Genomic DNA, 11,507 nt, shown 5'->3' with positions numbered 1-11,507 from the left:
TGTATGGTTGAGATAAACGCTRRAAGCATCTAAGTGTGAAACCCACCTCAAGATGAAATTTCCCATTCCTTTATGGAAGTAAGACCCCTAAGAGATGATTAGGTAGATAGGCTAGAAGTGGAAGTGCAGCAATGTATGGAGCGGACTAGTACTAATTGGTCGAGGACTTAACCAAGTAAGGTTGTTCTCTAAAGAAATAATAATATCTAGTTTTGAAAGAACGAAGTTCTTTCAGATAAATAGTGTGGTGGCGATAGCTAGAAGGATACACCTGTTCCCATGCCGAACACAGCAGTTAAGCTTCTAAACGCCGAGAGTAGTTAGAGGATCGCCTCTTGCAAGGGTAGGAAGTTGCCGCGCTTATTATTCCGAATTAGCTCAGTTGGTAGAGCACCTGACTGTTAATCAGGTTGTCGTCAGTTCGAGTCTGACATTCGGAGTATATTAGAAAGTGCTAACTTTTGTTAGCACTTTTATAGTATCTAATTAATTTTGCCGGCTTAGCTCAGTTGGTAGAGCATCGGTATCGTAAACCGGCGGTCACAGGTTCAAGTCCTGCAGCCGGCATAAAAAAGCCAAATTGTTTAAAAACTATTTGGCTTTTTTATATTTTTAAAATTAAAAATAATTATGTTAAAAGGGAGTGATTATTACTTGAAAAAAAGTAATGATATTTCTAATAATCAACCGCAAGGATTATCTTCACTTATAACTACGGAAACTTTTGAAAGATTTACATATTATGGTACAAGATCGACATTACTATTTTATATGTATTATTCAATAAGCAGTGGTGGCCTAAATTTATCAACTTCTACTGCTGCTTCTATTTTTTCGATTTTTGGATCGATGGTTTATCTTATTTCTGTATTTGGAGGATATATAAGTGATCGTTTTTTAGGTAATCAATCTACGGTATCTTTAGGTGCTATATTAATTATATTTGGACAAATATTTCTTTCTATTCCATTTTTTAATTTATATTTATTAATTCTTTCATTGATCTTTTTGACATTTGGAACTGGTTTATTAAAACCGACAATATCTTCAATGATAGGTAACTTATATGGTAAAAATGATAAAAGACAGGACTCTGGATTTACATATTTAATGTCTGGCATTAATTTAGGCGCTTTACTTTCACCAATTATTATTGGATTCATAGGAACACATATTAATTTTCATTTGGGTTTCCTATTTGGGGCTATTTCTATGATAGTTGGTTTGCTGATATATCAAAAAGGTAAATTCAAATATATTAATGATGATAATATTTATCCATCTAACCCGATTGAACCTTATGATATCAAGAATATATTAATTAAATCATCAATATGTTTAATTGGAGTATTTTTAATCTCATTATTAATGTTTGAACTTGGTTCTTTTAATATTAATAATCTAATAACTTTTATAAGTATATTAATAATTATTATTCCATTTTTATATTTCTTATTTATATTCTTTAGTAATAAAATTAACGCAAAAGAAAAACATAATTTGTGGATATATTTATTTCTCTTTATATCGGCAACTATGTTTTGGATTATTGAAGAACAAGGATCTACAGTATTTGCTATGATGGCTAATTTTAATACAAATAATAATTTTCATGTTAATTTTTATATATTAGAATTGATATTATTTTTAATATTTTCAATATTTATTTTTAAAAATAAATTGAATATTAAAATGTTATCAACTTGTTTATCTATTTTTGTATTTATTTCTATATGTATGTATATCTTTTTTAATAACTTATACATACATATTCCTTCTTCTTGGTTTCAATCCATTAATCCATTATTTATATTAATTTATACGCCTTTATTTGCTATGATGTGGAAAAAATTTCATTTTTCATCTATTATTAAATTCTCTATGGGAATTGGGTTTGCAGGACTAGGATGTCTATTCATGTTAATACCACTTATCTTTTTGAATAGTATTAGTAATCCTATATGGATATTAATTTCTATAGGAATTGTAAGTATTGGAGAAATGTTAATATCGCCAATTGGGTTATCTGTAACTAACAAATTAGCTCCTAAATACTTTAAATCACAAATGATGGGAATGTCATATTTATCATATGCAAGTGCCCAAGCAATTAATTCTCAAATAATAAAATATTACTATTTAAGTCCGGCAACTTATTTTACAATTCTAGGTATTTTTGGATTATCTATAGGGATATTATTAATTTGTATATATTTTTTTATAAAAAAATAAATTATTTTGTAAAAAGTATTGACTATTTATGTATAATTAGATATTATATTAATTGTTGGTTATGAGAGACCAACGCAATAACTTGATTAATTAATATTAAAAAAAGTTATTGACAAATATTAATTATAAATGTTATTATTAATATTGTTGATTAATTTAATATCTTTCGGAGGGGTAGCGAAGTCTGGCTAAACGCGGCGGACTGTAAATCCGCTCCTTCGGGTTCGGTGGTTCGAATCCACTCCCCTCCATATTATTGGGCTATAGCCAAGCGGTAAGGCATCGGGTTTTGATCCCGTGATGCGCTGGTTCGAATCCAGCTAGCCCAATCTTTGATGACTAACTTGTAAAAGTTAGTCATTTTTTATGTTATAATTATGATATTATCAAATTCGGAGGGAATATATCATGAAAATAGGATTTATTGGTATTGGTTCAATGGCAAAAGCTATGATTAAAGGATTTGTAAATTCAAAAAATATTAATTCTAATGATATTTTGATTCATAGTAAGCATGCGGATAATTACATTAATTTTGCTAAAGAATATGGATTAACAGCCATGAACAGTAATGAAGAGTTAGTTAAAAATAGTGATTGTATTGTTTTGGCTGTAAACCCCAACCAAGTGATAGATGTTTTAAAAGACATCAGAGATCTATTATCAGTAGGTAATAAAATATTATTATCTATTGTATGGAATTATAGCTTAAATCGACTAGAAGAACTAACTGACTATGATTTGCCTATTTTTAGAACGGTTCCTAATGTAAACGTTGAAGTTAATGCTGGTAGTCTGTTATATGCATATAATGAAAATGTTAGTGAAGAAACCTTAAATGATATTTTATCCAATTTTAAACTATTAGGAGAAATGATTAATTTAACGGAAAATAAATTAAATACAGCAGGTGCACTTGTTGGATGTACACCAGCGTATGCTTACTTATTTGCTGATACTTTTAGCAGAATTGCTGTGAAGTACGGCTTAAGTAAGAGTGAATCAAATAAAATGATTGCACAATCCATTAAAGGTTCTATGGATATGATTAGTAAAAGTGATTCTAATCCAACCGACTTAATGGATGAAGTATGTTCACCAGGTGGTAGTACGATTAAGGGACTACTTGCATTGAAAGAAAATGGCTTTGAAAATGCTATTGATAAATGTTTTGATGCCACTCAAGATAATTAACTTGTGAGGAGGCTTAAATATGGCTTTACCAATTTATATCCAAATTCATAATGAAATTAGAAAAAATATTGAAAATGGTACTTGGAAGTTGGGGATTAGAATTCCTTCCGAAAGAGAATTATCTGCACAATTTAATGTTAGTAGAATGACTCTACGTCAAGCAATTCAAACTTTAGTTGATGAAGGAATTTTAGAACAACGTGTAGGTTCTGGGACTTTTGTTGCTAATGAGAAAGTGCAAGAAAAAATGTCTGGGGTTACTAGTTTTACAGATATTATGTTAGCTCAAGGAAAAGAACCTTCTAGTAAAACAATTTCTTACCATTCATTAGAACCATCTTTGAGTGAAATTGAAAAGCTAAAAATAAACCAAAGTGATAAAGTTGTTCGAATGGAAAGAATTAGATATGGTGATGGATTGCCTATATGTTTTGAAATTGCTACGGTTCCAGAAAAAATAGTTCAAAATTTAAGTAAAAATGATGTGACTAATTCATTTTATGCTTCTTTAAAGCATAAACTAGGTTTGATTCCTAAAGTTTCAAAACAAACCGTTTCTGCAACCTTAGCATCTGAAAAAATTGCTGATTATTTGGATATTAAAAAAGGGGACGCAATTTTGTTACTGCGTCAGACCACTTCGTTACAAAATGGTGAACCTTTTGAATATGTTAGAACTCAATATGTTGGCGAACGTTTTGAATTCTATTTAGATAGTAAAAAGAGTACTCTTGAATAAATCTATTCATGAGTACTCTTTTTGTTTTGTTTTTTAACTAAGTAGATGAATTTTGGTAATGCTAGCATTCGCTTAAATCGAGATGGTTGTTTGATTAATCGATATAGCCATTCAATATTATGTTTGATCCAAAACTGTGGTGCTCTATCTGTATGTCCAGATAAAACATCAAAACTGCCACCTAATCCGATCCACAGACTATTTAATTTATTCTTATATTTAAATATAAAATCTTCTTGTTTAGGAAAACCTAATGCTACAAATACCATATCAGGTTTTTTGTTAATAATATCTTTAGCTATTATCTCATCATTTTTAAAATATCCATCTTGTAGACCTTTTATTTCTAAATTTGAATATTTATCCATTAATATTTTTTCTAGGTCTTTAATTACTTCTGGTTTGGCTCCTAAAAAATATGCCGATTTATTATTTTTATTACCCCAAGCTAGTAAGTCTAATAGGACATCATAGCCAGTGATTCTTTCAGGCATATTATCACCTAAAATTTTTGCGCCTTTTAGGATACCAATACCATCAGGTACTAAGTAATTAGCAGCTTTTACTTTTTTACTGTATTCTGGATGATCTAAAGCATAAGTTATAATTTCTGGATTAGCTGTTACTACAAATGTATTTTCTTTATTATTAATTCGATCTTTTATGTTATTTAGGAAATCTTTAAAAGTTGTATTTAAAAAATTAAATCCTAAAATATTAGTTTTGTTATTTTTCATTTTTTTCCTTTCAAAGTGAATTATATATGAATATTTCTTTAATTAATGATAAAATAAAAGACAATAAAAAGCGATAATATTAGGAGGATTTAGTGAAATATGGCAGTTAATTTTGATAATTTAACATTGCACACGGATGCATATGAACTTAGCATGATGCAAACATATTTTCAACAAGGCTTACAAAATCGTCATAGTGTATTTGAAGTTTATTTTAGAAAAATGCCATTTGAAAATGGATTTGCAATTTTTGCAGGTCTAGAACATGTTATTAACTATATTAATAATATCAAATTTACAGATGATGATATTGATTTTTTGAGAAAAGATGGTAATTATAGTGAAGAATTTTTATCATATTTGAAAAATTTTCATTTTACAGGAACCATTCGTTCTGCTGTTGAAGGTGATTTAGTATTTAATAATGAACCTATTATGCAAGTTGAAGGTAATGTTTGTGAATGTCAATTAGTTGAAACTGCAATTTTAAATATTGTTAATTATCAAACATTAATTGCTACAAAAGCTGCTAGAATTAGATTAGCATGTGGTGATGATTCACTTATGGAATTTGGTAGCCGTCGTGCTCAGGAAACTTCTGCTGCATTTTGGGGAGCTCGTGCTACTTATATTGGGGGATTTGATGCTACTTCAAATGTACTTGCAGGTAAGGCATTTGATATTCCTGTTAATGGTACACATGCACACTCATTAGTAGAATTCTTTCAAGATGATTATTTGGCATTTAAAGCGTATGCTGAAAGTCATTATAATTGTGTTTTCTTAGTAGATACTTTTGATACACTTAAGAGTGGAGTTCCTAACGCTATTAAAGTAGCTAAAGAAATGGGTAACAAAATCAACTTTGCCGGAGTTAGAATTGATTCTGGTGATATGGCTTATTTATCCAAAAGAGTTCGTGAAATGTTAGATGAAGCTGGTTTTCCTAATGCTAAGATTGTCGCATCAAACGATTTAGATGAAAAAACTATTACCAGTTTAAAAATGCAAGATGCCAAAATTGATGTATGGGGAATTGGAACTAAATTAATTACAGCTTTTGATCAACCGGCTTTGGGTGCCGTTTATAAGATGGTATCTGTAGAAAACGATGAAGGTAAGATGATTGATACTATCAAATTATCTAATAATGCTGAAAAAGTTTCTACGCCTGGTAAAAAACAAGTTTGGCGTATTACTGAAAAGAAAGATGGAAAATCTGAGGGAGATTATATTACATTTAGTGATGAAGATCCTAGAAAACAAGATAGTTTGTATATGTTCCATCCTCAATTTACTTATATTAATAAAACTCTAAATGATTTTGATGCTAAACCATTATTACAAACCATTTTTAAAGATGGAAAGCTAGTATATAATCAACCTAGTTTGTCAGAAATAAAAGATTTCTCTACTAAGGCTTTATCTTCATTATGGCCTGAATATAAACGTGAATTGAATCCACAAGAATATCCAGTTGATTTATCTTTAAATTGTTGGAATAATAAGATGAATATTATTAAAAATGTACATGAAAAAATTAAGAATAGAAAAGGTGAATTTTAATGCGTTCAATGCAAAAGCAAATTATTGACGACTTAAAAGTAAAGCCATCAATTGATCCAAAACAAGAAATTAGAAATAGAATAGACTTTCTAAAAAATTACATGAAGAAGTTTTCATTTTTAAAATCATTAGTCTTAGGTATTTCTGGTGGTCAAGATTCAACACTAACTGGTAAAATTGCTCAATTGGCTATTAGTGAACTTAGAGAAGAAACTGGGAACAATGACTATAAATTTATTGCGGTTAGATTGCCTTATGGTAAACAAGCTGATGAATCAGATGCTATGGATGCAATTAAATTTATGAATGCTGATAGTGTAATTAGAGTTGATATTAAATCAATGGCTGATTCTGCCGTTGCTGCGGTTGAAGAAGATGGTCCTGAAATTTCAGACTTTAATAAAGGTAACATCAAAGCCCGTGAAAGAATGATTGCGCAATATGCAATTGCAGGACAAGAATCTGGTGCTGTACTTGGCACTGATCATGCTGCGGAAGCCATTTCAGGTTTTTATACTAAATTTGGAGATGGAGCTGCTGATATTACACCAATTTTTGGTTTAAATAAACGTCAAGGCAAGGAGCTTTTAAAACTATTAAACGCCCCTGAACATCTATATGAAAAAGTGCCTACTGCTGATTTAGAAGATAATCGTCCTGCATTACCTGATGAAGTGGCTTTAGGTGTTCGCTATGATGATATTGACGATTATTTAGAAGGTAAGGATGTTTCTGATAAAGTTGCTGCAATCATTGAGAATCGTTACAAAAATACGGCTCATAAGCGTCACTTACCTATTAATATTTATGATGATTTTTGGAAATAGAGAGGAATTTTAATAATGAAAAAAACAAAATGCCAATGTATGCTTCACTATTATCAGACTTGATTTCTGGTACTAATGAAACTGGAGAAAAAATGAGTAAAGATTATGAACCACTTGAAGCAGCAATGAATAAAAATGATTTAAGTAATATTGATTTAAAGTCTACTAAAGATACCTTTCAAAATGGTACTGATACTTATCAAACTTATTTAGATCAATTAAATGATGCTGACGTTCCTGCTAAGGCATTAGGAATGCATTCTAACTTAAAATCTGCATATGCTAACTATGTAAAGGGATGCCAAGACATGGTAGATAGCATCAAAGATGATTCAATTGATGATGATGCTTTTAAAGCCGCTGGTGATTTACAACAAGCAAGTATTGAAAAAGTATTTAAGTATGCACAAAAGATTATGATGACTGCTTAATTTATAATTAAAAGTAGTTGGCAATTTTTTATTGCCAACTACTTTTTTTGATAAAAAATTCAATGATATAATATTCATAGTTAATTTAATTAAAGGGGATTATTCATTTTGAATTCAGAAATTACAAAAGTAGTTGCTAAAAATTTAAATAATTTTACAATAAAACAAATTAATGCAGTTTTATCTATGCTAACTTCTGGTAATACGGTTCCCTTTATTGCTAGGTATCGTAAAGAACGAACTGGAAATTTAGATGAAGTACAAATTCGTTCAATTGAAGACGAAAATACAAGAGTTACTAATTTGTTTAATCGCAAGGACGAAGTAGTCAAGTTAATTAATGAACAAAATAAATTAACTGATCGTTTATATAATGACATTATTAATGCAGAGACTTTACAACAAGTCGAGGATTTATATCTGCCTTATAAAAAGAAACGTATGACTAAAGCTGATATTGCTAAACAACAGGGATTAGAACCTTTAGCTCAAAAGATATTATCATATGATGATTCTTTTGATCAGCAAGCAACATTTTTTATTGATATAAACAAAAAATTAAATAGTAGAGAAGATGTTTTGTCAGGAGTTCATGAAATATTGGCAGAATATTTTGGTAATGTTGCTAAATATCGTGATTGGATTCGTCAATACACTAATAGTACCGGTCTTTTAACTAGTAAAATTAAAAATAATGCTAAAAATAAAGATGATGATCAAGTATATAAAAATTATTATGAATTTGAAATCCCCATTAAAAAAGCTAAAAGTTATCAAATTTTAGCAATCAATCGTGGTGAAAAAGAAAAAATACTAACAGTAAAAATAGATGTTAATAAAGACAAAGTTTTTAAATATCTATCTAACCAAATTAATGGTAATATGCATGGCAAAGCAGCTAATTTTATTGAAAATAGTTATCAAGATGCTTATGATCGATTTATCAAGACCGCAATCAACCGAGAAATTAGGAACCAATTGACAGAATCCGCTGATGAACATGCGATTCAAATCTTTGGTAAAAATTTATATAACTTATTAATGCAATCTCCATTAAAAGGCAAGATAGTCATGGGTTTTGATCCTGCTTATAGAACTGGATGTAAATTAGCAGTTATTGATGGGAATGGGAAATTTTTAGATAAGCTAGTCATTTATCCCCATGCACCAGCTAGTAAAAATGAACGCGAACATGCCTTAAAACAATTCATTGATTTTATCAAAAAAATCATGTTGAAATGATTGCGATTGGAAATGGTACTGCTAGTCGTGAATCAGAACAATTTGTAATCAAAGCCATAAAAAAAATAAGCTGGCCAATTTATTACGTAATTGTAAATGAAGCTGGAGCTTCCGTTTATTCTGCTAGTCAAAACGCTCGTGACGAATTTCCTAATTTTCATGTTGAAGAACGCTCAGCAGTAAGTATCGGGAGAAGACTTCAAGATCCGTTAGCTGAATTAATTAAGATTGATCCTAAATCAGTAGGTATTGGTCAATATCAACATGATCTGCCGGAAAAGCAATTAGATAATAAGCTTGATCGCATCGTTGAAACAGCTGTAAATAAAGTAGGGGTTAATGTTAATACTGCTAGTGTAGAACTTTTAACACATATTTCTGGGATGAATAAAAATGTTGCAAATAAATTAGTGGCTTATCGTAATGAAAATGGTGAATTTAATAATAGAAAATCCTTGGCAAAAGTTCCTAGATTAGGTAAGAAAACTTATGAGCAAGCAATTGGTTTTTTAAGAGTTATTGATGGTGATAATCCTTTAGATAATACTGATATTCATCCTGAAAGTTATTCAATTGCTAAAAAATAATTAATATGACTAATATGGATTTAAATATGATGGGAACAAATCAAATGAAAGAAAAATTAAATTCTATTGATATTGCCCAATTTATTAATGATAATCATTTAGGTTATGAAACGGTAAATGATATTTATCAAGGACTAATTCAACCAGGTAGAGATTTTCGTGATAACATGCCTAAACCAATATTAAAACAGGATGTATTGACAATTGATGATCTATATAAAGGCTTAAAATTACAAGGAACAGTTCGTAATGTTGTTGATTTTGGAGCTTTTGTTGATATTGGTGTAAAGCAGGATGGATTGGTTCATATTTCTAATATGAGTAATAAATTTATTTCAGATCCCAATTCAATTGTTTCAGTTGGTGATATTGTTACAGTTTGGATTAAAGATATTGATATTGATCGCAGTCGAATTCAGTTAACGATGATCAATCCCACACAAAATGGATAAATTATGACAGATAAAGAATTGCAATTATTAGTCGAAAAAATTTCTTTAAGTTATTTTGCTAAAAAATTTAATCATAAGGCTTATTTTAATAATAGATTGAAAACCACTGGTGGTAGATACCACATTCAATCTCATAATATTGATATTAATCCTAAAATTTTAGAAGAACATTCATATCAAACATTATTAGGGGTAGTAAAACATGAGCTGTGTCATTATCATTTGCATTTAGCAGGTTATTCTGGTAAACATAATACAGTTGCATTTAAACAAATGTTAAATGCAGTGGGTGGTTCTAGATATGCACCTGCTCCTAAAAATAAGAATGTATTGAAATATGTATGTAGTAATTGTGGACAAATTTATTTAAGAAAAAGAAGAATTAATACGAATCGCTATGTATGTAGTAAATGTCATGGAAAATTAATTAAACGGGGATGATTTATTTGGATAAGAAGTTAATTGTTAGAGTTCCAGCCACTTCATCTAATTTAGGTGCTGGTTTTAATTCTTTAGGAATTGCTTTTCATTTATACTATACAGTAATTGTTGAAGAAGAAATGGATGAATGGCAAGTTAATCATGCATTGGGTAAAAAGATTCCACATGACGAAAATAATCTAATCGTCAAGACAATTTTGTCAATTGATCCTAATATTCATCCACATCAATTGACCGTTATGTCAGACGTTCCGATGGAAAGAGGAATGGGTTCTAGTACGACTGCATTAGTAGCTGGTATTAAAATTGCTAATGCTTTAGGGCACCTAAATTTATCTCTAGATGAACAAATTGACATAGGGGCAAAATTAGAAGGACATCCTGAAAATGTTACTTCTGCAATTTTAGGTGATTTAACCATTTCAACTTTTGATGGTGATAGATGTACTACTGTAAAAGCATCAATGCCTAAAAATATTTCTGTTTTAATGTTTATTAATAAACATTCTGTAGTATCTAAACAAGATTTACCAAAAACAATTAATTTTGATGATGCTATTCAATCAAGTAGCTTTGCTAATGTATTCGTTGCTTCCGTTATGAGTGGTGAGTGGAGTAAAGCAGCAGAAATGATTGAAAAAGATAAATTTCATGAACATTATCGTGAAAAAGATGTGCCAGAGTTAAGTACAATTAGAAAATATGCACATGATATTGGAATTCGTGGTACTTATATTAGTGGGGATGGTCCTACTATTGCTACATTTGGAACTGAAAATGAGTTATATCAATTAAGGGATATTTTAAATAGTCATCATTTAGATGGCGATTTAAGAGTACTAAAAATTGATTATAACGGAGCTTCAGTTAGAGGAGAATAACTGATGTTTGCTACAAATAAATTTGTCAAATTAATATAAATTGACTATAATATTATTTGTAGTTGATTAAGCGGCCATGGCGGAATTGGCAGACGCGCAAGATTAAGGATCTTGTCGGGAATTATCTCGGTGGAAGTTCGAATCTTCTTGGCCGCATAAATAAAAAAGGTACCTTCGA

Annotated in this window: 9 protein-coding genes, 5 tRNA genes, 2 rRNA genes and 1 pseudogene; 16 read left to right on the top strand and 1 reads right to left on the bottom strand. The window is 29.8% G+C overall.

Going from position 1 to position 11,507, the window contains the following annotated elements:
- The 9 genes from C7N41_RS07135 to C7N41_RS07095 all read left to right on the top strand — a co-directional run.
- Nucleotides 1-175, top strand: a 23S ribosomal RNA gene (locus C7N41_RS07135); the annotation flags it as partial.
- 68 nt (nt 176-243) lie between these two features.
- Nucleotides 244-360 (top strand): 5S ribosomal RNA (rrf, locus tag C7N41_RS07130).
- A gap of 7 nt (nt 361-367) precedes the next feature.
- Nucleotides 368-440: transfer RNA gene (locus C7N41_RS07125), tRNA-Asn, on the top strand.
- 54 nt (nt 441-494) lie between these two features.
- Nucleotides 495-567 (top strand) — tRNA-Thr (locus C7N41_RS07120).
- Between the two features lie 87 nt (nt 568-654).
- Nucleotides 655-2,232 carry a peptide MFS transporter gene (locus C7N41_RS07115; RefSeq protein ID WP_157944987.1) on the top strand — a complete coding sequence of 526 codons (1,578 nt, stop codon included), beginning with the start codon at nt 655-657 and terminating at the stop codon, nt 2,230-2,232.
- A gap of 168 nt (nt 2,233-2,400) precedes the next feature.
- Nucleotides 2,401-2,483: transfer RNA gene (locus tag C7N41_RS07110), tRNA-Tyr, on the top strand.
- 6 nt (nt 2,484-2,489) lie between these two features.
- Nucleotides 2,490-2,561 (top strand) — tRNA-Gln (locus tag C7N41_RS07105).
- Between the two features lie 79 nt (nt 2,562-2,640).
- On the top strand, nt 2,641-3,426 hold the full coding sequence (proC, locus tag C7N41_RS07100) for a pyrroline-5-carboxylate reductase (protein ID WP_105964987.1): 786 nt from the start codon (nt 2,641-2,643) through the stop codon (nt 3,424-3,426).
- A 19-nt stretch (nt 3,427-3,445) separates the two neighbouring features.
- Nucleotides 3,446-4,165 carry a GntR family transcriptional regulator gene (locus C7N41_RS07095; protein WP_105964986.1) on the top strand — a complete coding sequence of 240 codons (720 nt, stop codon included), beginning with the start codon at nt 3,446-3,448 and terminating at the stop codon, nt 4,163-4,165.
- A gap of 2 nt (nt 4,166-4,167) precedes the next feature.
- Here C7N41_RS07095 and C7N41_RS07090 read toward each other — a convergent pair whose 3' ends face one another.
- Complete coding sequence (locus C7N41_RS07090; protein WP_105964985.1) at nt 4,168-4,902, bottom strand: WecB/TagA/CpsF family glycosyltransferase; 735 nt, start codon at nt 4,900-4,902, stop codon at nt 4,168-4,170.
- Between the two features lie 99 nt (nt 4,903-5,001).
- Here C7N41_RS07090 and C7N41_RS07085 point away from each other — a divergent pair, with 99 nt between their 5' ends.
- The 7 genes and pseudogenes from C7N41_RS07085 (at nt 5,002) to C7N41_RS07055 (ending at nt 11,485) form a co-directional block, all read left to right on the top strand.
- Nucleotides 5,002-6,468: a nicotinate phosphoribosyltransferase gene (locus C7N41_RS07085; RefSeq protein ID WP_105964984.1), complete on the top strand. Its 1,467-nt coding sequence runs from the start codon at nt 5,002-5,004 to the stop codon at nt 6,466-6,468.
- Nucleotides 6,468-7,295, top strand: a complete 828-nt coding sequence (nadE, locus tag C7N41_RS07080) for an ammonia-dependent NAD(+) synthetase (protein ID WP_105964983.1) — start codon at nt 6,468-6,470, stop codon at nt 7,293-7,295. Before C7N41_RS07085 ends, nadE begins: the two co-directional genes overlap by 1 nt.
- Before the next feature lie 29 nt (nt 7,296-7,324).
- Nucleotides 7,325-7,726, top strand: coding sequence for a hypothetical protein (locus C7N41_RS07075; protein ID WP_105964982.1), 402 nt, complete (start codon nt 7,325-7,327; stop codon nt 7,724-7,726).
- A gap of 108 nt (nt 7,727-7,834) precedes the next feature.
- Nucleotides 7,835-10,007, top strand: a pseudogene (locus C7N41_RS07070) (Tex family protein).
- Nucleotides 10,008-10,010: 3 nt separating this feature from the next.
- Nucleotides 10,011-10,448 (top strand): SprT family protein, encoded by a 438-nt coding sequence (locus C7N41_RS07065; protein WP_105964981.1) that lies wholly within the window; start codon nt 10,011-10,013, stop codon nt 10,446-10,448.
- A 5-nt stretch (nt 10,449-10,453) separates the two neighbouring features.
- On the top strand, nt 10,454-11,329 hold the full coding sequence (gene thrB / locus C7N41_RS07060; RefSeq protein ID WP_225362888.1) for a homoserine kinase: 876 nt from the start codon (nt 10,454-10,456) through the stop codon (nt 11,327-11,329).
- Nucleotides 11,330-11,399: 70 nt separating this feature from the next.
- Nucleotides 11,400-11,485 (top strand) — tRNA-Leu (locus tag C7N41_RS07055).
- Nucleotides 11,486-11,507: the final 22 nt, after the last annotated feature.

Source organism: Apilactobacillus micheneri (genome assembly GCF_002993975.1).
Taxonomy (GTDB): domain Bacteria; phylum Bacillota; class Bacilli; order Lactobacillales; family Lactobacillaceae; genus Apilactobacillus; species Apilactobacillus micheneri.
Note: the sequence above shows the minus strand (reverse complement) of the source record. Positions and strands in the feature narration are given on the sequence as shown.